Genomic DNA, 26,413 nt, shown 5'->3' with positions numbered 1-26,413 from the left:
GTTGCGATCTTTTCTCCCGGGGCCGTGCGCGGGACTTTCAATCCCGGTGAACTGCTTGAAATGTGCGTTTCACCACGCTCACGGGTGCCGGGCCGTTCCCCCCCTTTCCCCGCTGCGCTACGCTCCCGGATTGGGGCGGGCGCGCCCACCATACGCCTGCGGTGCCCAGGAGACAACCATGTTTGCAACAAAACGTGCACTCGCCATCCTTTCCGCCATCTCCCTCGCCGGCTGCTTCGGCAATCCGCCCTTCCACGCGGCATCGGAGTCGCCTCCAAGCCAAGATGTTTGCGCTGGCATCTACAAAGCTTTCGACGACGCGGTGGGCCCAGCACCGCACCAATGCGGCACGTTGGATGCCGTCACCGCTGACGCGAAGGGGATGTCGGATTGCCTGGCAGGCGTGGTGGACTCCCCCAAGACTGGCGGCAGCAATAATGCGTGCTGGCACACTCCGTCTGAAGCTCACACACAAGCTCATATACCATACGACCTCTACTTCACCGAGTTCGACGATCAGGGTTGGGAGGCCGACCTACGCCAAAAGCCGGACACACGGAAGACCGAGATTGACAACGTTTTTGAGAATCTGGGAAAGGGTCTCGACGAGAACCACCCAATCGACATTGTGGTCTTCACGCACGGCTGGCATGGCTCCTCCGAGCCGGACAACTACTACGCGGTCCTCTTTCGCGCGTTTCTCGGGCAACTTGCGCAGATCGACCAACAGGAGATCCCCCCCAGGCGCGTGGTCGGGATTTTCGTCGGGTGGCGCGGCGATTCGGGGCTGGGTTTCCCCGCAAAATATCTCTCCGTTTGGGATCGAAAACTGGCGGCGGAGACCGTATCGACCGGTGCCGTGCAGGGGCTATTCGAGCGTCTTCACCGCTTCTATCTGAACCACTCTTGCCACCCGAGCGGCACTCAGTCTGTCTCCGGTACTGAGGCGAATTGCGGCCAGGTCCACATGCTCACTATCGGGCACAGCTTTGGCGCGATCATCAACTTTCGATCGCTGCTCGGTAACATGGAGACAGGGCTCACGACGCCTGAAGGCGAGCGTGTCTACTCCTTCGGCGACCTGGTCGTCTTACTCAATCCGGCGTTCGAGGGCACTCGGTACGCCCCCCTCTACTATTCCGCCCTCCGCCGCTTGGGAGGATACGTTGGCCCGGGGGAAAAGTACGGGGGCGCACAACTGCCCGTGGTCGTAACACTTCAGAGCAAAGGTGACGACGCAACGCGCTACGCCTTTCCGTTTTTCCGAGAAGTTACTACGAGTGCCGACAACGCCATTGACGGTGAGAAATCGCAAAACGTTCACGCCATGGGTTGGGTGTCGGAGTTCGCCACGCATCGTCTCTGCTTGTCGCCGTCCGATCCTTCGCCTAATTTTCCGAATGGTGCGAAGCGCCCAACGCCGAGCTGCAAGACACTGGCGCGTTCTGATGGCTGCGACGATCCGGCTGCGAGTGGCGATCCCAACGACTCGCCCTACTCATGCCGAATCAACAAGAAATGGGCGCCTAACGGGCCTGATGAAAACGCTTTTAAGATCTTCGGGGCGAAGGAGCCTCCCGTCTATGTGGGCGACGGTATGACCCTCGCCACAATCCCGCCCGAGCCGGGGAAGCAGCGTCCCGACTATTTCCCTTACTGGGTGGTCCAAGTCGACAAGGCGGTCATGCTCGACCATGACGACGTCTGGAATCCGCTGACGACGAGCCTCATCCTCGAGCTCTACCGCGCGGCCGTTACCCAGGGGGAAGCACAGGCCAAGGTAATCAAGGGCGAAGCGGTCCAGCAGAGTGCCCCGACCAAGGAGTAGCCCTCGCCGAGGGGCCGTGTTTCCATCCCTCAACATTCGTCCGGCTGCGTCGGAGCAGCGCACCGCAACTGCTGCGACTATCCAGTGCCACGCAAGGAGACGCTGAAATGCCACGTAAAAAAGTTAGCCCGAGCAACGTCATATCCGATGTCACGCAAACGCTGCAGACGTTCGATCTGCTAGACCTACAGCAGTACACGCGCGAGAAAGCTTACTCAACCACCGCCAGTAAGGACTTTCACCTGTTTTACGTCGGACGCGACGATGTTCACGACATCTTGAAGTACGTCCTTTCACGTGCGAGTGTGTCCCTGTACATGAATATGTTTGGTTTCGACGACCCGGAACTCAACGATATTCTCATGCAGCAAGCCCGTGACCCAAGCATCACCATGATGATCACACTCGACAAGAGCCAAGCAGCGGGCGTTCATGAAAAGAAGTTGCTCGACTCCGATATCGCACGGGACCCGGTTAAATACAACACGTACTTTGTGATCGGGCAATCGGCTAGCCATCAAATCAGTCACACCAAGGGATTCGTGGCCGATGGCAAGGTCGGCGGCGAGGGCTCAACGAATTGGTCGGCGTCCGGCGAGGGGACGTTTGTTGGCGGGAGGAACGCGCTAGGTGGCCTAGGGTATAAGGCGCAAAACAATACCCAGACGATATTCACGGACCCCGACACCATCAATCGATTCCAGACCGAACTGATCGCGGAGCATATGATAGCGAAGGCGCAAGGAGCCGCGGCGACCACTGGTACCCCCACCGCCAGAGCGAGACCCATGGGCGCGACAAATCGCGCCGCAAGCTCCAAGCGCACGTAGTCTGGAAATTGCTCGCTCTAGCGCACTGCGGTCATGGAATCCGACCAGCAGGCAGACCCGATGCGTGGGCAATCGCTCAAGCAGAGAAGTACGCACGGAAACGACCCACTCTGCAGCTCGAACGGGCGTCGCGGGCAGGCCCGGCGGTGGGGCACGGCACGCCCTCACCCCACAATTGGTCGCGAGAGCATTCGCCTACCATTGGGCGACCAAAAACCACCCCATAAGCCATTGTCTTATACACAAGTCAGCCGTCCGCAACCGTAAACCGGAACAAACGTTCTTCGGGCAATGAGATAGGTCGGGGCTTGTAAACTTTCGGCGCGTCGCGATTTACTCTCGCTTTTTGCGTGAACGCCTTGGCCCTGGAAGCACCGTACTGGACGGAAACCGAATTTGCTGACCTCGACCTTGGCGACGCGCGCCTGAACAAGCGAGCGAGGACATTGATGGAACGATTGGCGGCCAAGCCGACGGCTGGCGTGCCGCAGGCGTGCCGCAGGCGTGTCGGGGCTGGGGCGAGACGATGGCGGCGTACCGCTTCTTCGACAACGACGAGGTTGAGTGCGCTGCTTTGGAGGCGAAGCCGCCGCTTGAGTGGCTGCGCGACAGCATGGCCGAACGACAGAAACTGGCCGACTACTGCCTGATGCGTTTTGGCTCAGTTCGACCCGAAGCCAACTCCGAAACAGCCAATAACTGCGTTCCAGCAACCAGTCGTCGCAAAAAAAGTTCGCCATTCTTCACCGCTTCTTCGACGGGTGCGACAATCACGAGTACTCGAATTTTCTTGGCCCCATCGGAAGGAATCCATATGCAGAACTTCTCTTTCAATATTTCCACGCAGTTCGACGTCGTGTTGTCACCGGATTTTGATGAGGTCATCGACCGCATCAAGAGCGGCTTCGATGCCGCCGAGGATGAAGCGGAGGACGGCATCATTCCTCGTCGTCGCAGAGGTCAATCGATCGACAAGCGCATGATGATTATCAGCGATGTCGCGGAGGCGGAAATGTATGTGTTCGATGCGCTGAAGGCAAAACTATCTAGCCTGATTTCCGATGCGATCGAACGACAATGCGAGGCTCATATTGTGTTCGTCAACGGAGGAGAACGGCAGACTAGTGATGGTCGACATACTGCGGAATTCGACCTCACTTTCGTAACCTTGCTCGACAAGGCTGACGCTGGAGAGTTACCGTCCTGAATTCCCTTGCCGGACAACCAACCCGCTATTCATGTCAGGAGCGGGCTTTAGTGCGGGAGCGCGGCCGCGAAGTCGCCTCTTGGCCGACTACTGCCTCATGCGTTCTGCAAGGAGCGTGAGTCGAGGCGTGGGGAGTGGCAGAGCGCGACCCTCAGCGCCATTCGCGATACTCCAAAGCAGACGTCCGCACATGAACGGTTTCCATTTGGTGCGCCGATTCTTGACGGGCTCACTATCGCCTCTTGGCGCCGCGACAGTCACTCATCGCCGCTGTCGCTCAGTTTCGAGCCACCCGAAAGCGGAAAATTAAAAAGCCGCAAATATGCCTTGCGTTCGTCGTCGGGCATTTCGTACACGGTCACTGGCGGCTCCCCCCGGCGCCGGAATTTGCGGACCAGCGGTAAAGGCTGCTGTTGGTTCTCATCCTTGACAACTTCAATGGGTGAATCGTCGCGCACGACATTCCGGCATCTGTTGCCTGCAGTGTCGAGCGTAAGATGCAAAGTTCATCGAACTCGCGACCGATCATTCGCAGAATCTCGATGTCGCGTTCAGTGGGGAGCGTCTCGAAAGTCTCGCGGTCATGGGTTCGTTGTGTCTCTTCACGGTAACGTTCGTGCGCTACGCGCTCGGCTTCGCGCACACGTTCGTCCGGAACCGTCACCCGCGTTACATGTACGAGATCGTTAGCACCGTGAAGATAGTAATTCCGCGCGCGTGACAGGATGCTGCGAGACATGCCTACCTGCCGCGGACCCGTGAGCTCGCGGACAGCGGCTTCCGACGCGCGCGAAAGGTCTACCTGGGCCTACCCTAAAGCTCTACTTTCCAGCGCTGCACGATTTAATGGTCGCCGCGATCGCTGAAAAGTTTGGATCGGGAATATCATCAAGCGCAGTTTTTGTTAGCGCGTTGACGCGGGCGATGTCGCCAATCTGGGTCGAGTCAAGGACCGATTTCAAGGTTGCAGTTTTCGATGAAGAGTTCGTCGCGGGCTTGCCAGCAACCGCAGCAACAGCACCAGGTTGCGGGGGCAAGACGTTGGCTGCGACTACCTTTTGAATTTCCGCATCCGCGTTCGTAAGGGTTGTTGCAGGCGCGCTCTGCTTGCCGGCGGTTACAGCAACCGCCGCTCCCTTTGCATTTGTGTTGGCGGCCGCGGAAGTTGTAGCCTTTTGCAACTGGGTTTTCGCGTCATCCGTTGCAGATTGATTTTTTGCAGAAGTCTGTAGACTGCTCAACACAGACCCATAATCGAGGGATCGCGCGCCACCGGCTCTTGCCGTCGAGTCTATGGCATCGGCCGCCGCGTAAATATTCCCAGGCAAAGCCACATAGGCTGAAATCGCCGCATTGACAGCTTTAATCGCACTTTCCGCCGCTGAATCCGCATCTGCAAACGCTTTCTGAGCCTGCTGATCGGTCGATTTAGTGCTGACCATTAATGCGCCAGCATCCGTGCGCATTTTGTCCAATGCATCCTGTAATGCGGCCACGTCTAAAACAAGCGGGATTGCGGAGATATTATTGAGATCCTTGGATTGATCTACAACGCAAAGCAGTGCTGCATCGGCAGCCTGATCTGTGGCGACATCTTTATCAGGACGAAGATATGCTACTCCAGCGCCAAGCGCTGCACCGCCGAGCGCCGTGCCAGCAACGGCAGCGGTGCCGACATGCGCCAACCCCACCGCTACCGTTGCAACTGCCAGCCCGAATACGGGGACAGCTAGCACGTCTTCAACATCCTGCGCCTTAAAGGATGCTGCCTTGTACTGCAGATGGAAATTGTATGCGTATCCGCGAGCCTTCCATATGTCAATGGGCGTTTTGGCAACTCTATATACAGGAGTTGCAGTCTCAGCGGCGCTGGCGGCAGCGTCCTGGGATTTTTGAATGGTAGTGTCCCATTTCTGTTTTTCGTCGTAATACTTATTGTAGCTCTCCGGATGGCCGGGTCGAGTCTCGAGGTACGAGCATCCAGTGCAGAGTGGCACCAACGAGAGTAGAGCGCAAATAGTGGTTGACAGGTTATTTTCCATGTCGCCCTCACGTGCAGTAAGTATGGAGTTTTTGATACGTTAATTACCACCTTTCCGGCAATGCGAGAAAACGATCTGCGAACTGAAAAAGAAGTCCCGCGTTTCGCCGCTTCCGCATTGCATATACTATGCACACGCCAATAAGAACATTTATTGTCTCGGATCAGTTATCACTTTTAATAATCATCCGAAAACACACAAATCTTTCGAGAATTAAGTCTGAAGACAGCGACGACCAGCCACGTTTGATACTAGGTAAATTCCAGAAGATATGACATATGGAAAACCCGCAGACAGACAAAAGTTCCATTTTTGCGAAGCGGTGGATCGTGGATTTGCGGATTTCCAGTGACCAATCCGATCGCGCTAGTTACCCTTGTACGTAAGCGAATATTTGCCATTGTCCATGGATTGAATATCTTGTATGGCGGCCCGGGCACGATCGGCTCTTCCAAGCACCTCGCCAACCGGTTGCCGGCATCGATCGAATGTCGAGCGGGAAGCGACTCCTGACCCCAGAGAGGTTGCCTCCCGACCCTCGCCCCTAGCGTAGCCGAATTCTCCGGATGCGCATTCCCGCCCAACGCGGCCGCCGTGCGCCGGCAGGCGAGCAACCAGCGCCTGCGCAAGCGCCAGATTGTCGCACTCGCCGAACTCGAACGGCTGCTCATCAAGGATCCGAAGCCGGAGCGCCACGTAACATGGCGGTTCGACACCTCGGTCGCAGTCCGGCTCGCTGACGTGGGACTGCACACCCTCGGGCAACTCTGGTCGCAACGATTAATGCGATCGGATATCGAAGGTACCGCAGCGTGTTGAAACTGGGCGAACAGGGCGCAGCTTTCCGTGTCGAGCGCGAACACCTGCTGGATCTGCCGGACTATCGCACGACTGACTTCGTCGAGGAGCAGGCGTTCGTCACCCGCTGCAGTACCTCTACCGTACAGGGTGTGCTGTACAGCGCGCCGTCGCGCTTGGTCGGGCATCATCTGAAGATCAGGCTGTATGGCGACAGGCTCGACTGCTATCTGTCCAGCGCGCTCGTGCACACCATGCCGCGTGGCACCCGGTCTCCCAACGGGCGCGGCCGCGAAATCGATTACCGGCACTTCATCGACGCCCTTAAGCGAAAGCCCCAAGCCTTCGCGGGGCTGGTCTTCCGGGATGCACTGTTTCCGCGCGATGCCTACCGCCGGGCATGGGAGCGGCTGGACTCACAACTGATGCAGCGTCAGGCCTGCAGAACCATGGTTGGTCTGCTCGAACTGGCCGCGCACCACGGAGTCGAGGCGTTGCTTGCCGAGCGGCTCGATGCATTACTTGACGCTGACCGGTTGCCTGATCTGACCCAGTTGCGCGATGAATTTGCTCCCTGGCAAGCCGAGTGCCCCACTGTAGTGGTCAATATGCCACCCACTCCAGCCATTTGCATTTAGTCTGTGAGCGTCCGCTTGTGCCGCCGCAGATGACACGGTCGACGCCGACGCCCGCACTGGCTGTCATTCGATGCGGGCATCAGGCGCGCAACGGAACTCGAAATTACGAGAATTGATCGACGTTGACACCGTGTTGCGGTGCCACTGTCCCTGTTATAGTGGTTGTATCGCGCAAGGCTGCTTTGGCCGTTACACCTATTTAACGCTTCCCGAATACACAAACTGCGATTTAAGTATGAAACCGACCCTGAGCTATCCTGCCATTCTGGATATTATTGCCCCATACAAGAGTGAAAAGCGGACGGAAAGCGCTGCATTCTTGGCGTGGTACCTCGCTAACTACTATCGACTTGACGACCTCGAGGCCATCGACTGCATTTGCGATCAGCCTGGTGACAAAGGGGTGGATGGAATTTATGTTAACGAGGGCGCCGGTACAATTGATATATTCCAAAGCAAAATTAGTCAAAAAGAAAACTCTAGTATTGGCGACACTCAGCTAAAGGAATTCCATGGAACTCTGGCTCAATTCCAGTCGGTTGAGTCTCTTCAAAACCTCGTGAGCAGCGCTGGCGATGTACAGGTTGCATCGCTAATCAAGCGACTTGATCTCCTCAAGAAAATCGAGGACTACGACGTGCGTGGCGTCTTTGTTGCAAATCTGGACATTGATCATAATGGTTTGGCTTATCTGAAAACGGTACCAATAAAATTCGTCGGACGCGGTGAAATGGAGGGGACTTACATTTCCGACCAGAAGGAGCAGATGCACACCGGTGTGGCCGAGTTTGATATATTCGGCATTACTATCAGTGATTATGCTGTAGATGGGGAGACAAAGGCTGCAATCGGACCCGTCCTTGCATCCGATCTAGTTAAATTGGGCGGTATTGCGGATCAATCGTTGTTCTCTGCGAATGTAAGAGCATCGCTGGGAAACACGAAGGTAAATAAAGATATCGCCAAAAGCATTCGAAATCCTGCTCTTCATAAAGCATTTCCTTTGTTTCACAACGGCATTACGGTGCTTGCAAGATCCGTATCCCACGACGACAAGAGATTGAGTATTAAGGATTATTATGTCGTCAACGGCTGCCAAAGCCTAAATGCGCTCTACCTCAATCGCAATTATGTTTCTGGCGATCTGCGCGTCCTTACCAAATTTATTCAAGTAAGAGTTGATTCGGATCTCTCTGAGTTGATCACAACTTATTCAAATAATCAAAATGGAGTAAAAGCCAGGGATTTTAAATCAAATCATCCAATTCAAACTAGATTGCAGAAGGAATTTGAAAAATTTTACGCCGGCGAATACGTTTTTGAGGTAAAGCGGGGCGAGCCCCAAGCGGAAAATACCGTTTCTATTTCGAATGAAGACGCTGGATTGTTGCTGATTGCGTTTGATTTGGAGGAGCCATGGACCACCCATCGGAAATATCAAATTTTCGAGGACCGCTATACAGAAATATTCGGCAGGCCGGATGTGACGGCCGATAAAATTGTGCAACTTCATGAGATAGCAGAAGTGCTGCGCGAAAAACTCCCCGAGTTAAAAAATCAACTTGTTGGGAAATACGTTTTGACGATGTTTGTCATGCTCCTCGCTGTTCGCCGGATATTCGAGCAGGATGCTGTCGGCAAAGACATTATTTCAGCCCCGAGCAAATACGTGCGAAAACCGGAGATGCGACAGCGGTTCCAAAAGATGATGATGTCGATCATTTCGGGGCTGATTATAGATCTGGATGTAGAGACACAGGATCTCCCTGATGATTTCGACTATCGCGGGAAATTACGCGATCGTGAGTACGTGCTTATTCTCGCGAACGCGCTTGTAGCGTCGCATCGGAAAGATGTAATGCGAAAGAAGACGCCCAGCATCGGAGAGGCGTGGGAAGAGGCCGCGAACGAATAGCAGAGCGTGGGGGACTCGGCACATCTTGATCGGCGGTCGCTCGTCGCGCAACTCGGCGTTGTTGCGTTAATCAGGCGTAGAGACAACATGACCCCTGTGCTTTCGATCTCAGGCGATACGGACGGACTGCGGGCGAGCGAGTGCCGTCATGCGGTTAAGCACGCCCGCACGAATCGATACTTCGGTCGCCTGCGATCCAGTTTCACGAGCCCACAGGCACGGGCCCGTGAGTACCTTGAGCCGGTACATCAAGGTCTCGGCAAGCGAGCGCCGGTGGTAGCCAGTCGCCAGTTTCCATTCGCGCCTGCTGCTTCTCCCGATAGCGTCGATAGCTGCATTGCGCCAGGCGGCACCGGGCGTGCTATCTGGCCAGGGCTTCGCTCCCTCGCGCGGCGGAATCGATCACCACATCAGCCGGAATCTGGTCGAGCAGATCGGGCAACACTTCGCCATCACCTTCGTCCTGATGGCTCATCAGTGCAGCGCAGATCTGACCGGTGTTCGCGTCCATCGCAAGATGTACCTTTCGCCATGTCCGGCGTTTCGAATAGCCGTGCTTGCGCACTTTCCACTCGCCCTCGCCGTACACCTTCAGTCCAGTACTATCGATCACCAGGTGCAAGGGTGCATCGGGACGCTGCGTTGGCAGTACGACTTTCAGGGTCTGTGCGCGACGGCTCAAGGTCGAGTAGTTCGGCGCCCGGGTAGGCGAGTTTGTGCAGACTGAGCGCGAAGCCTTGCAGAGCGCGCAGCGGCAGATGAAAGACCTGCTTGAGCCCGAGCAACATCTGAATCACCGCATCGCTGTAGACACGCGGCCGACCGCGCCTGGCCGGGCCAGCCTCAGATACCGGCACCAGTACGCTTTCGTCAATCCACATGGTCACGTCACCTCTCGAGATCAGACCGGTGTTGTATTCCCGCCAGTTTCTGACGCGGTACACCCCTTTGGGCCCGCTTGCCTTGCGTTCGTCCTTGCGCATCTTCTCGGGGAAAAAATCGAGAATCTACGCAGTTCGATGCGAAGTTAACATCCTGGACAACCCGAGCGTTGCGCGTAAACGTCAAGCCCTCGCGAAGCGCCCTGATTTTTGCAACAACGCCGCCCTACGAGGAAAGGCTGCCACGCACGAGCCACGCGATCAGAGTATCTACGCAAAGATTTTTATGTATGTTGAATTTTCTTATACAGAATCTCTACGTGATTCAATGCCGATTGAAATGGATTCCGCATTGCTAGAGCAGCGCTGGAGTGAATTCGGCCTTTGACGTTAGGTTTGAATATAGCCCCTCATTTAGAGGTGATTTGTCGCGCTTCATCGCTGACATAAAGTCGGAATCTCGCGTCCCCAAGATTATTTCTTAGGCACGCGCGACCCGGCTCGGAGAGTTTACTGCACGGCTACCAAGTGTCGCGTGGCCCCGGGGAGCACCGGGCGACCCGCCAGATGGCATCGATACTATGCCGCGAGCATGAGCGCATCCGTTCGCTGGCGACAACTGATGCGCGGCGCCTTCAGGACGCTTACTGCATCTGCCAGATGCTCCGGCGCAAGATGCGCATAGCGCAGCGTCATATTCAGGTCGGCGTGGCCGAGCAGATCGCGAACTCGGTCGAGATCGACGCCCGCCATCACCAGCCGGCTCGCGAAGTCGTGGCGCAGGTCATGCCAGCGAAACGACTCGATACCGGCGCATGCCAGCACCTTTCTCCCACGGCTTCTTGATATCGCCGATGGGGAGATCTGTATCCGGATTGCCGAACACGTACATTGCATGGGCCGACGGTTTCCACGTCCTGAGCGTGTCGAGCGCGTCTCGGTTCAGCGGAATTCGCCGCGCCTTGTCACCCTTGGCGTTGCCGAGCTACACGGTGATCATCGGCACAACACCGTCGAGATTCGCGTCTGTCCACTGGAGCGCCAGCAGTTCGCCGCGGCGCATCCCGGTGTTGAGCGAAAGGATTACGGCCTGCCTCAGATAGTCAGTGAACGCCACACTACGCAGCGACGGATACGGCTTGTACTTGCGCACGCGGCGATGCGCGTTGAAGCGGTCGGCATGTCGCGCTGCTCCTCCTCCCGTGCGAGCAGGGCCGCATAGAGGCGCTCGCGCGCGTCGGCGTCGAGATAGCGGACGACTGCCTAGGCACCCGCGTGGCGCCTAGTTAACAGCAATGCAGCAGAAAATCCAGTGGCCGGCGCAATTCGAGATCACCGAGCCCGCGCACGGCGAAGCACCCAATCTGACGGAAGGTGCGTGCACCCAAGGGAAGACCATTTGCACCCCTCCATGTCGCGGTCGGCCTGCCGAAAGTGAAAGCGCGTCACTGATTTACAACAAAACGTTCTCTGATTTATTTATCGCCTCCAGCTTCCGACTCGGGCAGATCCCACAACATCAACTATATTCGTAAGCCGCATGAGGTTTTACGTCAATACCAGAAGGCTCATCTCCGTACTCGCTCACGGTCTGGACGCCTCCGGGGCCCATCGAGTGCTTGAGCATGCCGAAGACATGCTCAACAGCGTCAAGGTGGACAGTTGCTGCACCGGAGCTGAAAACATGCCGAGCGAACGGCTGGCCAAATTCGCTCGGATTTGTTGCGACAATGTGCGGTCGGCCACACAGACGCGCTTCTAGCGCGGTATCGTACTTACGGCTATTGACAGATCAAAACGTTGCCGACAGGGTTGTGCGTATCGGTCAAAATGACATTTTTCTTATTGTCGGTAAATCTTTCGCGCAATGTTTACTGCGTCCCAGATGGGCCCAAAGACTTTTGCTCCCATCTAGCGGGTCAATAGAATGGCAACGACGATACACTCGAACATCGATGCGCTCCGAGTATTCGCAAAATCCGGTTTCGGGTATCAATGGCAAGTATCAAGCCTTGAGACGCAGCTAGATCAGTTCGGTTAGCGAAACGCGCCGCACCATGCGCGTCTTTGCCCGGTTACTCTCGAGGCGTAGATGACGTGGCGGGGAAAAAAGGGAGGTGAACGCTTTGAGTCCTGCAACGGAAAGAGAGAAGGTTCGCAGAGACATGTTGATATGGGGCCTATTACTGGCTGTATCGGCTGTACTTTCTTTAATACTGATTCTGCTTTCCTTCGAAGAGTTGTCCAGCGCGGTCCCGCAGCATTCCCTCTGGCAAGAGCTCTCGCATCCCGTTGCCTGCATGGTGCATCGGCTCGCTCCAGCCTACGGCAGTGCAGGGGGATGCGACGTCAAGGAGAAGGTTGATCTTGGGACTATCAACAGGAAAATTCATGCCCTCCCTGACTTTCAGAAGGGCGTATTTCAGATCCTGGCTGTCGTCGCCGTCTCTTGGCTGTGGTTCTCTACTTTCAAGCTCAAAAGTTTCAAAGACAGAACCTTAAGATATAAAGCGTCGGCGTTCATCGTCACGGTCATGTTCATATTCGGTATGTTTCCGTCCTATCAACCGGCCGTGTTCGTTGCCGCTCTCGTCGCGATCTTTGTTGCAGCCGAGCACTATCATTCGCTATCCACGCAGACAGAGCAGCTAAATGCTATGCTGGACAAAGTGGTTCACATTGCTAATAGCACGCAGTTGAGCCTGAATACCGCTGGACTCGCAATCTTCATGGAAAAAGTGTACGGAGCCTACAGCCGGGCGGACACGGTGCACGCGATCGTGCGTGACCACAGCATTGAAGTCGAGTGGTGGGCGATGGCGAACGCCGAGTACAAAAGTGCCTCAACGACCACCGATAAGTCAGTTTCCGGAGTCGCTCCGACGAGGTCCCCGGCGATAGATAACGATTGGCTGAAGAGCGTCTGGGATCAATATAAAACCGATCGTGAAGCGACCAAGCCAAAGCGGAAGCTCACCGTTTTTCATGCCCTAACCGAAGCCCGCGACATAAAGGTTGTCGATGTAGACAGCGGGCAGTGCCATTACAAGAAGCAGCGGGGAGTGAGCGCGGCTTTTTTTGTTTCGTCGATGCCTCTCCCGGGCTCGTCAGAGTGGCTTGATTATGTGAAGGAAGATCGGCAGGCCAAACTGTTTGAAGATCTGCTCGGTCTCGCATGGGAATGCATCAACCTTGATGAAGTGCGAGAGTTTCTAGGGCTTGACGACTCCATCGGCGAATGGATTTCGCGCCCGCTTAGCTGGATGCACGCGACCGATCGTGAAGTCTGGCAAGTCATTAAGCGAGAGGAATTATCGGATTCGAACGTGCTCGCCGTCGCTGATCTGTCGGAGGACCGATCTAACATGATGGACCGCGTCATGAGCAGGAAAACGATCGAGCTGTCGCAGTCGGAGATCCGGCTTTACGTGCAACGGGGTGTCCCTGCGCAGGAATATCTCTGTTCCGTTTTGTGTTTTGCGATGACCGAAAGCTCGGGGACGAATGTTGATGGCCAACCGAGCCAGATCGCATTTGCACTGGAAAAGCTTGGCTTATCGCAGTGGCTGGATCTTCCCGAAAACATGCCCGACCGTGAGGCGTGCAAAGCGGTCTGCGTTGGCATATTCGTGGATTTCATCCGCCGCTTTGCTCAGAAGCAGGTTTCAAGGATAGAGGAAAGGCCTCCAGGGCCGAAGTCATCGCTTATCCTGGCACGAGGAATTCTCTAATGTCGACCCAAGTAAATCTCACCGGTGAGCCTCCAACAATCCAAGATCCGTACCTTACGGATATGCTGCTGCTTGCGGACAACGTCTGGAAGCTGCTGGAAAGCCCCGGCGAACCGTTCAATCTCTTCAACTTCCATGATCAATTTTGTCGCAAGGGCGCAATCGAACAGAATCGAGCGGACCTTATAGGTCGCATTCTGAAACATGCAGATGACGCTCTTGTAATCGCAAACACAAAGCGCACCCCCTCGCCTCAAGAGTCAATCCACGCGAGCCCGGAACTGTCGGACGACGAATTTGATCTGCTCGCGGGCGACTGGCTTGGGCTTTATTTTCTGGGCATGGGCTTTCCGAATATCTGGGAACCAATCGCTTTTTTCGCCGAAGGAAGCGGGTTTCCGCGAGGCGCAAGCCTGTGCAAGGCCGTAGGAGACGTATATCGGGAAGCCAGACTGTCCTGCGTAAGACGCCCTCTTGCGTCGCACCGCGTACTGGTGCTCGATCATAATCCACTGGCCATTTTTGCAATGGAGGCGACATTCCGAGAGAAACGAGATCTCAAAACGGCGGTTGCACTGCTCGGGATGCTCTTTGAGCTTTTACAACTGAGGCTGTACCTGTTGGCAGGTGGATCGTTATCGCTCTGCGTGCCCGAGGCAAGCCTTAAGAGCGCCCTTAAAATAGAAATAGCACGCGCCGAAAATTTACACGCCAATGGAATCCGACCACGGGGCGGCGGCGTCTTTAATCCGACGGTCGTCGTCGATGACATGGCGTCGTTCATGTGGCGGCAGTTGCAGACAGGGTTTTTAACGAGCAGACGGAATGATCAGGTTGTCTACATTGGCGCTCCGGACGATGAAGAGTTGAGCTTCATGCCCGGATGCGTGATAAGTAATACACAAGGAATTTTTCGGACACGCGTCAACAATATATCGTCAATCAAACGGCAACCTGGCACTTTCGACCAGTCACGCGTTGCCACTAACGCACGCGAAACCGAGAGGGGGGTTGGTTCCAATCCAGGGCGGGCGGGGAACTATTTGCCGAGCAGAATGCTGAATAGCTTCCGGGACAAACTCGAACGCGTGACAAAGCAACAGCTCGACCTCTCAGGCGACGCTTCGTTTCTCGAGGAGCGTTGCCAAGCACTCGTCAGATAACGTTGCGGGGGAGAGCAGCGCGCTCGCCTGTCTTTGTTAGAACGAGCTGTCAGGTGCGTACCGCGTCCGGCTTGTCATGTCCGAAGCCGTCGCCAAGCAGGTATGAATTAGTATGTGGCTTATAACATGAGTTTGACGGTCGATACCGCTGTCGGGGTCAAGCGGTCAAGTGAAGATCGGTTTAACGCAAGAACGTCTGGCGCACGGTGCTTCCTGTCGTTACCGGCGCCGGTCATCCTTCGTGTAACCTAGTCTCGATGCACTTCAAGCGCAAGCGCGCAATCTAGTCCGGCCTCGTTGATCGTGCGGCGGACTTTCCGAGGGAAGTCGGTTAGTTGGAGCTGGGAATGGAGCGGAAATGGGCCGTGAAGGATGATCCATTGCGGATACCAGGGGGAGCCCGCACGGAATAGGCTGCAACCAATGTGGCCCCCCTCGCGTCGCGCAGATCCCCTTCAGCACCACGACGCGCCCAGCGGCAAGGCCACCGGTCTAGGTCCGCTGTTTGATGCGGAGCGGCCACTCAAATGACTTTGTCGCGGTGACAGTGACCGACTGCTCATGGCCGAGGGCGTGTGGAGACTCGATTTCTGCCGATGAGGGCGACGTTGCCGGTCGGATCGATCAAGTTAGATGCGTCGAGCTTGCGCTAATCGAACATCGCGGTCGCAAGAAGCCCCTCAGGGCCTCAGCTTGTAGCCATTGTCATCGCCTTCATCATTCCGGCAACCCCCAGTATATTCAGGACGCGCTTGAGGTTGTAGGCCAGCACCTGAAGGCTCATTTCGGTGCTCCCCCGTCCCAGCGTCCGGGTCAGGAAGTGGGTGGCCCCCATCCAATGCTTCAGCGTGCCGAAGACGTGCTCGACCGTGCTTCTTCTGATGGTCATTGCATCAGGCTTCCGGTCGAGTCGACGCTGCATAACTTCCAGTACATGTTCGTGCTCCCATCGTCGGATGCGGCGATAGTCGCTGGGCGAACATCGCTCCTTGAGATTGCAATGCGGGCATGCGCTGGGCCAGTACACGCGCAGATTCATGTCTTTCTCGACGGTCTTGAATCGAAGAATTGCGCGCTCACCGGCAGGGCATCGATACTCATCACTTCTTGCAACGTAGATGAAGTCGCGTTTGGTGAAGAGCCCTTTCTTCCTTGACGCCGAGGTGAGCGGTTTCGGGACATACGCCGTGATCCCTGCCAGTTCGCACGCGCGGATGTCCGGACCGCTGAAGTAGCCCCGGTCAGCCAGCACCTTCAGCTTTGGCTTGCCCATCGCGTTCTTTGCCAACAGAGCCATCTTGCTGAGTTGTCCGTGATCGCCTCCGATATTCGTCACCTCGTGTTCGACAATAAGGTGATGCTTCGTATCCACTGCTGTCTGGACGTTGTAGCCGACCGTCCCGATTCTCTTGCCACCGCTGGTCATAGAGCGGGAATCCGGGTCAGTGAGCGACAACTGTCCGTCCGGTTCATTCTTCAACTGATGTTTGATCTGCTCGAGCTCACGCATCCGCTGGCGCAGGAGCGCGATCTTCTCGTACAGGCGCACGGTCTTCACATCGAAACCAGTCGGACTGGTCCGGTCTGCAGTTTCAATCATGTCGAGGTATCGCTGGACGCTTTCCTCGATCTGCTGCTGGCGTTTGTCGATTTTGCCCGCAGTGAAGTTTCTGTCGCGGCTGTTCACAGCCTTGAACTTGCTGCCGTCGATGGCGACCGTGTCGCTGGATAGCAGCTTCAGTCCTCGACACAGTTCGACGAAGCGACGGCATACGTTGCGAATGGCCGGCCCATTGTCGCGGCGAAAGTCGGCGATCGTCTTGAAGTCTGGTGCCAGACGTCCTGTCAGCCACATCAGCTCGACATTGCGCTGGCATTCGCGCTCAAGACGCCGGCTCGAGGGTACCCGGTTCAGATACCCGTAGATATAGATCTTGAGCATCACGCCAGGGTGGTAGGACGGGCGGCCCGTGATTGCGGGCGTGGTGCCGTTGAAGCCGAGCGTCGTGAGGTCCAGTTCGTCCACGAACACGTCGACGATCTGACCAGGTTGTCCTGGCCGATGTAGTCATCGACGCATTCGGGAAGTAGTGCGACCTGCTTGCGGTCATCGCCTTCAACAAATCGCTTCATGAGTCACCCGGTCTCAGTGAGTTGATTCGGTTTAGGCGATGAGTGCGTTTTCACACAGTCTTATATGGACACCACTCATCGCCGGCAGGTCTCGTCGGCTTCACATCATGCCTTAGACCCCGCAGGGAAGGCTGCCTCAGCTTACGACCACATGTCGGGGTTGGTAAAGGCGCTTAGCCTGTCGCTTTCCGATGATACGGGCCATCTGTATAAGGTACGAAAAGCGATCAATTTGGCTTGGTTTGAGCCATGGCAAACTGACAGCAACGCAAACCAGCGCGAAACGGCGGCGGGATGGTGCCACTTAGCTGCTGTCCGAAAGGTAATACTTGAACGTGAGCAAGGCCGACGGAGGAGCGTTCGGTTTGGCAACTGGATGACCGATTACGGAGCGAAGCCGATGCCTGAACCTTCAGCCGACGATCGCCAACTGTCATTTCGGTTGTCGACGTGTCAGCGACTCGCTCCCCAATCGAGAGGTCTATGTGAAACCGTGCTCTAAAACGGGCAATGAAGCCGGCCTTCGAGCCAAGCAGCCCAGTCCCACTCGTACAAGCAGTCGCCCTGACCGTCCGCATTGAAGACAGGAATCGATTCAAGCCGAATATGCTCGCGCAACTGATCCTGCCACGGTTGCGGGATTGTAGCGATGCGCACGCAGTACGCCTTCCCGCCGTCTTTTATCACCGGCACGATGTGCCTCAAGAGCAGTCGTTCTTCGTCTGGGCGGGTCGAGTGGCCCGAGGGACCTGCCCCCTCAGGCTCTCACAGATCCGTACGTGAATCTCTCGATTCATACGGCTCCTCTTGTCCGCCGTTCTTCGAAACAGAAATCCCAGTGCGCGAACAGCTGGGGAAGACTTTCCCGACATCGTTTGAGCCACGCCCAAGATCGTCGTTTGTGTCCTCTCAGTCGCTTGTACTTATTTCGCGCCCACCCGCCAAGCCGCAAGTCTATTCTGACCAAGAACCGTTTCAACGGCTCCGGATAGAAGGCACCGTAGTAATTCACCCATCCCCTGACCATCGGGTTTATGCGCCGCGCCAGTTCGGACAGCGTCAATGAGGTACTTCGATTGAGACTCAGGCTTCGAATGGCCAGAGACATTCGCGTTAGCGCCTTTTGACTTACCGCAGGTCCGAATCCGGTGAACAGGTTTCCCGCTCGGTCTTGGACTGTCCGAGCATGAAAGCTGAAACCAAGGAAATCGAACTTGGTGTGGGTATGTTCCCCTCGACGCCGGCCATCTTTGCAGTAAACTAGGCGCGTCTTTTCCGGATGTAGCAAAAGCCCACATGCGGTAAGCCGCTCCCGCAAGGCAGACAAAAACTTTTCCGCCTGCTGCTTCGTCCTGCAATGACAGACAACATCGTCGGCATACCGTTCAAACGGCACATCCGGATGCTCAGTCTGAACCCATCGATCAAACGCGTAGTGAAGAAAGAGGTTAGCCAATAGCGGACTGATCACTCCACCTTGCGGAGTGCCTCGATCCCGAGCAACCAGCTCCCCGGTTTGCTTCTGTACCGGACTCTCTAGCCAGCGTCTGATGTAGAGTCGTGCCCATGGCTCCGAAACGTGCTTTTCGACCGCACGTCTGAGAAGCCCGTGGTCGATGGTGTCAAAGAAGGATTTCAAGTCAATATCGACTACCCAGTCGTAGCGCCAACAGTTCCTTCTCGCTTGCGCCACAGCTTGCTTCGCCGATTTGTTAGGACGATAGCCGAACGATGATGAATGAAATATCGCATCGATTCCCGGCTCAACCAGTAACTTGACTGCCATCTGAGCCACTCGGTCAGTGATGGTCGGTACCCCGAGAGGACGAAACCCGTCCCCCTTCGGAATCAGCACCTCCTTGACCGGTTGAGGAAAGTAACTCCCCGAACTCATTCGATTCCACAGAGCGTACAAATTTCTCGCCAAACGATTGCGGAAGGTTTCAATACTCTCCCGGTCCACGCCCGGACCGCCTTGATTGGCAGCCACGCGTTTCCAGGCTTCCCAGATCAATCGCTTGGGTATCTCGAACGACTTGGCGTCAACCCCGGAATCATCCCGCGTCGCAGTTGTTCCATGATCTCCACCAGACAAGGTCATGCCTTCGCTCCGGAAGTCATTACAACCCCTTCAACGCTACTACGCATGACTCCGCCCCTGTGCCTCGCATCGGTACTCTCACTCTCACGGGTTCTCCGCTTGAGTTTCTCCCTTGACATCGAGACGACAGGTTCCCAAGTTCCATATCCACGCCTGCAGAAAGGTCGCGCCACCTCTATGCCGGATGCCGTCAAACCCACCTTCAGGTTGCCGTTTGACTGATCCCGAGGCGTTGTCGAGTCCTCGGTTTTGACATCATTGCAATTATCGACACTTCTTCGATGGTTCACTTTCGTTCGCCTCCTTACTGCACACCTGACGGGATTCATCCCGCCTTTTCCACAGACGCTCACCACACCCGCTCTTAACGAGTGCAGCTCTGGGTGGTTTGGTATCACCGCCTGATCGGCGACACCGAGGGGCCGGCCCTCATCACGGATACAGCATGTACAGCGACGTACTGTCGCTTTCCTTCTTGGCACACCGACAATTATCTTGGCCGGTCGTTGACGATTGTTTTGGCCGGTGGTGAGGAGTCGGAGGCGGCGTAGCCGCCGGAGACGACGAACCACCGGCGGCGCCGCGTCGGCGGGGCTTTAGGATGGGCTGATCGAAGCTTTAAGAAGAAGCCGTCAGCTCATGTCTGGAACCCGCATTACCGACCAACAGGTTCGTCTTTACATGACCAAGCGCAAACACCATCCGCAGGAAGTCGCGGCCGCCAAGGCCGGAATAAGCGTGCGTTCCGCACGCCGCATCGAGCGTGACGCGACTCTGCCATCCCAGAAGCCTCGGCGCTCCTGGCGCACCCGTCCCGATCAGTTCGCCGATGTCTGGGATAGCGAAGTTTTACCGCTACTGCGTAACGCTCCCCATCTGATGGGCATTACGATCCTGCGCAAGCTGCAGGAGGATCACCCGGAGCGCTATCCCGACAGCATGCGCCGCACGCTGGAGCGACGCATTCATCAATGGCGGGCGCTTGAGGGCCCCAGTCAGGAGATCTTCTTCCCCCAGGAGCATCAGCCCGGCGTGCGTGGGCTGTCGGACTTCACCGATATGAGCAAGCTGTGCGTGACGATTGGCGGCGCACCGTTCGCGCACCGGCTGTACCACTTCGTGCTGGCGTTCTCACGCTGGGAGTATGCCTACGTAGTCGAGGGCGGCGAGAGCTTCGAGGCCCTCGCAACCGGATTGCAGAACGCCCTGTGGCAGGCGGGAGGTTGCCCTCGCGAGCATCGCACCGACAGCCTGTCGGCCGCCTTCAAGAACCTGAGCGAGAAGGAGGACTTCACGATCCGTTACAAGGCGCTGCTCGATCATTACGACATGCAGGGCACGCGCAACAATCGCGGTCTGGGTCACGAGTATGGTGTGGTAAAAAATATGTGCTGCTCGATAACGAACCAGGCCAAGGCAGCGCCTTTGTGGCAAGCGAACAGCACATATTATTCGGTTACAAGGTGCGGAGGAAAGCTATCAGGTCGGGCTGATCCCGCCATTGCTTTTGTCCTTCGGCACCGCCTTCGACTTCGCATGTCGCCAGCGCCCGCGCCTTTGTTTGCAGATTGATCTCGGCGTAGATATTGGTCGTCTCCAACGAAACGTGCCCAAGCCAGCCGCGTATCGTATTGATGTCGACACCGGCCTGGAGTAGTAGCGAGGCGGTTGTATGCCGGATCACATGTGGGTGCACATTCTTGCCAGCAAGTGACGGCGCGTTGGCTGCAGCGCGGATAGCGCAGCGCTTGACCAAGGCATGAATGCCGGAGCGCGTCATCGTCTGGTGGAACCGGTTGAGGAACACCGGTGCGGCGGCGCCCCTTCCCCCGGACTGTGAGCGCAACGCATCGAGCGTGGATTTCCAGAGTGGGCAGCGGCGATGTTTGTTTCCCTTGCCGACGATGCTGACCGAACGCGTGTGCCAGTCGATGTCGCCAATCTTGAGCTGTGCAGCTTCGCTTGCACGCGCTCCTGAGTTAAACATGAACAGCAGTAACGCGTGTTCGCGCTGCCCCTGCGCCGTATTCACGTCGGTGGCGGCCAGCAGGGCGTCCATTTCCTGCTTGCCAAGATAGTTGATCTCCGGATGACTGGTTCTCTTGACGGGAATCAGGTGAATCTGCGCCCACCAGTCGACGTATTCCGGTGCATGTTCGCCGATGAAACGGGCCAGCGCATGAATGCCGCCGAGTCGCTGATTTCGTGTGCTGACCGTACAGTGACGCTGTTCTTCCATGTGTGTCAGGAACAGGCGAACCATTTGCGGAGAAAGATCATCAACGGTCAGGCGGTCAATCCGCTTGTCGACCTTGGCAGCCAGATAAGGAAGCAACAGGATGAGCATGTCGCGGTAACTTTTTTGGGTATTGACGGCAAGGTTGCGCTCGCCCACCAGATGTTCGATCAGGAAACGCCGAATCCACGGACCCAGCAAGGATGAGTTATTCATGGTGCACCTCCAGAACGTAAGCTTCGAAGCGCGTGCTCGCTTCATTCAACAACTCGGGCGTCAGGGTAAGGTAGCGTTGGGTGCCCGCGAGATCAATGTGGCCGAGATAGGTGGCCAGTGCCGGCAACAACAGTTGCAGATCAGCGCCGCAGCGATACCAGGAAATTAGCCGGTGCACTGCGCCTGAGTGCCGCAAGTCATGCAACCTTGGCTGGCAGAACGCACCACCTTGGCGGTGGATATTTGCCAGGATGCGCTGTCGCTGAAAGACCCTACACACAGCTTTTTGGTTCAGGGGGCGACCATCGCGTAAGCAGAAGAACGGCGCAGCCGTTGCCTGCCCAAATCTCTGGTTGCGTTGCCGGGCATAAGCTTGCATTGCACTATTCAGATCTGCGCCTAGCGGAACCAGCCTCGATCTGTAGAATTTGCTCTCGCGCACGTGCAGGACGGCTTCGTCGAGATTGACGTCCTGCATGGTTAGCCGCAAGGCTTCGCCATGACGGAGGCAACCGCCGTACAGAATCAGAATGAGCGCACGCAAAACGTATGCATCCAGCAGACCGTATGGACTGCATGCCGTCGACGCCACTTCGAGCAGGCGCTTTAATTCCTGCTGCGAATAAATATAGGGTGTCAGCGGTGGCGGCAATTTCGGACTGTAGCGAGGAAGCGGAGAAGCCGTGACATATCCACGCGAGAGGGCGAAACGAAACAGGCAGTCAAGTACTGATCTTCTCTTGCCCCAATGGTTAGTCAGAGGCCTATTGCCAGTCAGGAAGTCGTGTACCTGTTCGACTGTGACCGACTCCACATCAATGTTGCTATCAACCCGGCGGCAGAATGAGGCAAGCGTGGCCGCCTCGGAATCGAAGCGCATGCCCAACGCCCGTTTATGGCTCACGTATTGGGCGACAAGTTCGGAGAGCTTCATAGCAGACTCCCCAGATCGATTTCGGCCACACACCTCAGTCCGGTTAGGTCAACCTTCGCATAGGTTCTCGTCGACGAAGCGCTGCGATGGCCGAGATGGTCCCCGATCTCCTTCAGGGCAAAGCCCGCGTCGAGTAAATGCCGGGCGTTGGCGTGCCTCAGGCAATGTGCGCCACGTCGTGGGATATCGATACCAAGCGTCGCGAGACGCGAGCGGACAATGCTACTTACGCGTCCGGGTGATAGCGGTCGGATCGGTGCCTCGACAGACAAGAACAGCTCGCGATGGGCGCTTCGTGGACGCCCTTCCTTCAGGTAGCGCAGAATCGCGTTTCCAACTGTCGGCACCAGCGGGTATTGCTGTGTGCAACGCTGTTTGGGACGATGGACATGAAGGATCTCGCTGCACCAGTCTATATCCTCCAGACGGAGCCGTACCACCTCGCCGCGCCTCAGTCCGTAGACAACAAGCAGCAGGATCATCGCACGGTTGCGTAGATCGATAGTGCTCTCGCCGACAAAGCTGGCGACGAATCTTTGCACATCCTCCCAATTCGGCCCGAGCGGCAACCCCTCCTCTCTATACACCACTGGTGCTTCAATGCCCGATGCAACGTTGGTAGCCCACCCTTGTCCTTCTGCATACCGGAAGAAGTTGCGCAGCGTGCTCGCAAGCGCGTGCAATGAAGCTCTGCTCCAGCCGCGGTTACCTTGATACGCGAGGTAGGTGTCGAGATCGTGGATAGTGAGAGCATCAAGTGCCCTGTCAGGGCGACAGACCATTGCCAGAAAATGACCGATCTGATCGCGACAGTTTGAAATCGTAGCAGGGGAAAGTCCTCGCTGGTCGCGCATGAAATCGACGTAGTGCTCGACATAGCGAACAAAAGGTTCTTCCGTGGGATGCCGTTCGTCCAGACACCCCAGAAAGCGCAGCCAGGCCGTTGCGGTATGGATGAACAGAAGCCGCGAGCTGCGGGACTCGTTCGTGCGCTTACTTCGGAGAAGTCGAATCCGATGGTCAACCGCAAACGCGATTTCCTCGTGCGTTATTAACCGCGGGCCGGACAGATCCATGCTCTGTGAAAAAACCAGCAGGATCCACGCGATCTTGCGGATCGACTTAGGCGGATAACCCAGTTCCTGACAATTTACGAGGAAGCGCTTCCTGGATTCCACGCAGGGCGCGAGAGTGTGGGCAGCAAGAGCATGCGGACGCGTAAAGAGAGTCTCAAACATGATATTCCCCCAATGTTGATCAGTGGAATATCAGTATCAGCCTGAAATTATGTCGTCATGGACGCGTCAACCTGGTAGGCAATACAGGGGCATTGAGAGGCACCGCGACATATTTTTTACCACACCATACTCGTGACTGTACTAAACCGCTGACGCGGTAGTGGGAGGGAAGCGGAGGTCAGTGCCTGGCGTTCGGTCAGGACGGTTATCGGATGCCGGGCCACGAGGAAGGGACGAGCAGGCGGCCAGGAGCAGCATGGAGGTGCCCGACCGGGCATGCCATCCCCTGTCTCCTGGAGGTTCGCCATGACACTGCTCCGCCAACGCATGCTGCACGACATGCAGATCCGCAACCTTGCTGTCAACACGCAGAAGACCTATCTCCTGCAGGTTTCCAGTTTCGCCCGACACTTTCGGCGCTCACCCGAGGTGCTCGGTCCCGAAGAGATCCGCGCCTGGATTATCCACCTGACCAACGAACGCAAGCTCGCGCCAGCCAGTGTCCAGCTGGCCGTAGGCTCGCTGCGCTTCCTGTACCGCATCACGCTCAGGCGGGACTGGAGTGACGAGGATTTCCCGTTGCCCAAACGGCCCGTGAAGTTGCCCGTCATCCTGAGCTTTGAGGAAGTCACGCGTTTCTTCGAGTCGATTCCCAGCCTGAAGCAGCGCGCCATCCTGATGACGGCCTATGCGGCCGGCCTGCGTGTCTCCGAAGTCGTGCATCTGAAGGTCACCGATATCGACAGCCAGCGGATGATGATCCGTGTCTGTCAGGGTAAAGGCCGTAAGGATCGCTACGTAATGCTCTCGCCGCGTCTGCTCGAGGTGCTGCGACTGTACTGGCACGACGCCCATCCGAGGGAATGGCTCTTTCCAGGCAGCATTCCGGGGCGGCCCATCAGCCGCCATGCCGTGGGCGACGCATGCCAGCTTGCACGTGAGCGCAGCGGCATCACGAAACCCGTTACGCCACATTCTTTGAGGCACGCGTTCGCCACGCATCTGCTGGAAACCGGTGCCGATGTACGCCGGATCCAGCTGCTCATGGGGCATCGCAGCATGGCGACCACGGCGCGCTATCTCAAACTGGCCACGAGCACCGTGTGCGCCACCACCAGTCCCTTCGACCTGCTGCCGCATCCCGCACCCGTTCCCTCCCAGCCGAGCGCGCCCGAGTACTTCTGAGGCCGGCGATGCGACCGGCGCTCGAGGTGGCGGACATCTTCCGCCGCTGCGGCCCAAAGTACCGGCAGACCCATGCCGGCGCCCTCAGTCGTGCCCAGCGCCGCGCGATGAGCGCCATCGAGCTGTGCCGCACCGCCGCGCTGGGCGGTCATGTCGAGCAGTGCGATACCTGCGGCCATCAGCGCATTGCCTACGACTCGTGCCGCCATCGCTGCTGTCCGAAGTGCCAGTCGCTTGCCCGCGCGCAATGGCTCGAACGCCGGCGCGCCGAGTTGCTTCCCGCGCTCGAGTACTTCCACGTCGTCTTCACACTCCCCGAGGCCGTCGCCGCGCTCGCGTACCAGAACAACAAGGTGCTCTATGACATCCTGTTTCGCACCAGCGCCGAAACGCTGCGCACGATCGCCGCCGACCCGAAGCACCTGGGCGCGGAAATCGGCTTCCTCTCGGTCCTGCACACGTGGGGGCAGAACCTGCTGCACCATCCGCACGTGCACTGCGTGATACCCGGCGGCGGCATTGCCCCGGACGGTGACCGCTGGATCGCCTGCCGGCCAGGCTTCTTCCTGCCCGTGCGGGTGCTCTCGCGGCTCTTCCGGCGGCTCTTTCTCGACCAGCTGCGTCGCGCGTTCGACGCCGGCGCGCTGCGCTTGCATGGCCAGCTCGAGCCGTTGCGTGAACCGCGAGCGTTTGCCGCCTGGCTCGCGCCCGCTGTCCACGCGGAGTGGGTCGTCTACGCGAAACCACCGTTTGGCGGCGCCGCCCAGGTACTCGACTACCTGGGCCGCTACACGCATCGCGTCGCCATCTCGAATAACCGGTTGCTGCGCCTTGATGGCGATTCGGTCCTGTTCCAGTGGAAGGACTACCGTCATGAAGCCCGCCACAGGACCATGACGCTCACCGCCGACGAGTTCATCCGCCGCTTCCTGCTGCACGTGCTGCCCACCGGCTTCAAGCGCATCCGCAGCTACGGGTGGCTCGCCAACTGCCACCGGGCGGCGCGCCTCGCCACCTGCCGGCGGCTGCTCGGCGTCGAGCCGCCCGCCGCTGCGTCACCCGTCCTCGCAGAAGACTACCGTGACCATTACCAGCGGCTCACCGGCAGGTCACTGCGCGATTGCCCCGTGTGTGGCAAGGGCCACATGGTCCGCATCGAAGGCGCGCTGCCTGGCGACACGCCTGGCATCATGCCGCGGGCGCCACCCGATCCCAGCCATGGACACTGACCGGCATCAGCATCAGCCCCCAGCACGTTGGTCTTCCTCCTGCGGCCAACGCGAACCGGCTCGCGCGTTGGCGTCATCGCCCCATCACAATGCCGCGAAACTGCGCAC

Annotated in this window: 16 protein-coding genes and 5 pseudogenes; 11 read left to right on the top strand and 10 right to left on the bottom strand. The window is 57.2% G+C overall.

Annotated elements, in window-relative coordinates; translation table 11 throughout:
* The first annotated feature begins 178 nt into the window (after positions 1–178).
* From B0G76_RS36585 to B0G76_RS44385, 3 genes and pseudogenes are all read left to right on the top strand, one after another.
* Entirely contained in the window at positions 179–1,828 is a 1,650-nt protein-coding gene (locus B0G76_RS36585) for a hypothetical protein (protein WP_147394135.1), read from the top strand.
* Positions 1,829–1,935: 107 nt separating this feature from the next.
* Positions 1,936–2,658: a hypothetical protein gene (locus B0G76_RS44390; RefSeq protein ID WP_259460927.1), complete on the top strand. Its 723-nt coding sequence runs from the start codon at positions 1,936–1,938 to the stop codon at positions 2,656–2,658.
* A 365-nt stretch (positions 2,659–3,023) separates the two neighbouring features.
* Positions 3,024–3,274: pseudogene (locus B0G76_RS44385) on the top strand (transposase); the annotation flags it as partial.
* Positions 3,275–4,122: 848 nt separating this feature from the next.
* Here the strand turns inward: B0G76_RS44385 and B0G76_RS36565 are convergent.
* Together B0G76_RS36565 and B0G76_RS36560 are read right to left on the bottom strand one after the other, a co-directional pair.
* Positions 4,123–4,323 carry a hypothetical protein gene (locus B0G76_RS36565; protein ID WP_147394134.1) on the bottom strand — a complete coding sequence of 67 codons (201 nt, stop codon included), beginning with the start codon at positions 4,321–4,323 and terminating at the stop codon, positions 4,123–4,125.
* A 363-nt stretch (positions 4,324–4,686) separates the two neighbouring features.
* Positions 4,687–5,907, bottom strand: coding sequence for a hypothetical protein (locus B0G76_RS36560; protein ID WP_120297590.1), 1,221 nt, complete (start codon positions 5,905–5,907; stop codon positions 4,687–4,689).
* A 594-nt stretch (positions 5,908–6,501) separates the two neighbouring features.
* Here B0G76_RS36560 and B0G76_RS36555 point away from each other — a divergent pair.
* The 3 genes and pseudogenes from B0G76_RS36555 to B0G76_RS36545 all read left to right on the top strand — a co-directional run bounded on the left by B0G76_RS36555 (position 6,502) and on the right by B0G76_RS36545 (position 9,258).
* Positions 6,502–6,726 carry a hypothetical protein gene (locus B0G76_RS36555; RefSeq protein ID WP_120297589.1) on the top strand — a complete coding sequence of 75 codons (225 nt, stop codon included), beginning with the start codon at positions 6,502–6,504 and terminating at the stop codon, positions 6,724–6,726.
* 17 nt (positions 6,727–6,743) lie between these two features.
* Positions 6,744–7,343, top strand: a pseudogene (locus B0G76_RS36550) (IS21 family transposase); the annotation flags it as partial.
* 235 nt (positions 7,344–7,578) lie between these two features.
* Positions 7,579–9,258 (top strand): AIPR family protein, encoded by a 1,680-nt coding sequence (locus tag B0G76_RS36545; protein ID WP_183082284.1) that lies wholly within the window; start codon positions 7,579–7,581, stop codon positions 9,256–9,258.
* 108 nt (positions 9,259–9,366) lie between these two features.
* On the opposite strand, the pseudogene B0G76_RS36540 reads toward B0G76_RS36545, so the two are convergent.
* From B0G76_RS36540 to B0G76_RS43170, 3 genes and pseudogenes are all read right to left on the bottom strand, one after another.
* Positions 9,367–10,241: pseudogene (locus tag B0G76_RS36540) on the bottom strand (IS5 family transposase).
* Between the two features lie 477 nt (positions 10,242–10,718).
* Positions 10,719–10,964 (bottom strand): tyrosine-type recombinase/integrase, encoded by a 246-nt coding sequence (locus tag B0G76_RS36535; protein ID WP_183082283.1) that lies wholly within the window; start codon positions 10,962–10,964, stop codon positions 10,719–10,721.
* A gap of 160 nt (positions 10,965–11,124) precedes the next feature.
* Complete coding sequence (locus tag B0G76_RS43170; RefSeq protein WP_183082282.1) at positions 11,125–11,292, bottom strand: hypothetical protein; 168 nt, start codon at positions 11,290–11,292, stop codon at positions 11,125–11,127.
* 1,012 nt (positions 11,293–12,304) lie between these two features.
* Between B0G76_RS43170 and B0G76_RS36525 the strand changes: the two genes are divergently transcribed.
* Positions 12,305–13,870, top strand: a complete 1,566-nt coding sequence (locus B0G76_RS36525) for a hypothetical protein (protein ID WP_120297585.1) — start codon at positions 12,305–12,307, stop codon at positions 13,868–13,870.
* Entirely contained in the window at positions 13,870–15,033 is a 1,164-nt protein-coding gene (locus tag B0G76_RS42635; RefSeq protein WP_147394133.1) for a hypothetical protein, read from the top strand. Before B0G76_RS36525 ends, B0G76_RS42635 begins: the two co-directional genes overlap by 1 nt.
* A gap of 688 nt (positions 15,034–15,721) precedes the next feature.
* On the opposite strand, the pseudogene B0G76_RS36505 reads toward B0G76_RS42635, so the two are convergent.
* A pseudogene (locus tag B0G76_RS36505) lies at positions 15,722–17,166 on the bottom strand (IS1182 family transposase).
* Between the two features lie 793 nt (positions 17,167–17,959).
* Positions 17,960–19,267: a group II intron reverse transcriptase/maturase gene (gene ltrA / locus B0G76_RS36500; protein WP_120293190.1), complete on the bottom strand. Its 1,308-nt coding sequence runs from the start codon at positions 19,265–19,267 to the stop codon at positions 17,960–17,962.
* A 639-nt stretch (positions 19,268–19,906) separates the two neighbouring features.
* Between ltrA and istA the strand changes: the two are divergent.
* A pseudogene (gene istA / locus B0G76_RS36490) lies at positions 19,907–20,653 on the top strand (IS21 family transposase); the annotation flags it as partial.
* A gap of 70 nt (positions 20,654–20,723) precedes the next feature.
* Here the strand turns inward: istA and B0G76_RS36485 are convergent.
* From B0G76_RS36485 to B0G76_RS36475, 3 genes are read right to left on the bottom strand one after another with little or no spacing between them, the layout of a single operon-like run.
* Entirely contained in the window at positions 20,724–21,719 is a 996-nt protein-coding gene (locus B0G76_RS36485; protein ID WP_120297581.1) for a tyrosine-type recombinase/integrase, read from the bottom strand.
* A complete protein-coding gene (locus tag B0G76_RS36480; RefSeq protein ID WP_120297580.1) occupies positions 21,712–22,653 on the bottom strand; it encodes a tyrosine-type recombinase/integrase in 942 nt (313 codons plus the stop codon). The genes B0G76_RS36485 and B0G76_RS36480 overlap by 8 nt, the downstream gene beginning before the upstream one ends.
* Positions 22,650–23,891 carry a site-specific integrase gene (locus tag B0G76_RS36475; RefSeq protein ID WP_259460926.1) on the bottom strand — a complete coding sequence of 414 codons (1,242 nt, stop codon included), beginning with the start codon at positions 23,889–23,891 and terminating at the stop codon, positions 22,650–22,652. The genes B0G76_RS36480 and B0G76_RS36475 overlap by 4 nt, the downstream gene beginning before the upstream one ends.
* A gap of 306 nt (positions 23,892–24,197) precedes the next feature.
* On the opposite strand from B0G76_RS36475, the gene B0G76_RS36470 reads away from it, so the two are divergent.
* Complete coding sequence (locus B0G76_RS36470; RefSeq protein ID WP_120293461.1) at positions 24,198–25,076, top strand: site-specific integrase; 879 nt, start codon at positions 24,198–24,200, stop codon at positions 25,074–25,076.
* A gap of 8 nt (positions 25,077–25,084) precedes the next feature.
* Positions 25,085–26,305: an IS91 family transposase gene (locus B0G76_RS36465; RefSeq protein ID WP_120293462.1), complete on the top strand. Its 1,221-nt coding sequence runs from the start codon at positions 25,085–25,087 to the stop codon at positions 26,303–26,305.
* Positions 26,306–26,413: the final 108 nt, after the last annotated feature.

The sequence above is a fragment of the Paraburkholderia sp. BL23I1N1 genome (genome assembly GCF_003610295.1).
GTDB lineage: Bacteria > Pseudomonadota > Gammaproteobacteria > Burkholderiales > Burkholderiaceae > Paraburkholderia.
Note: the sequence above shows the minus strand (reverse complement) of the source record. Positions and strands in the feature narration are given on the sequence as shown.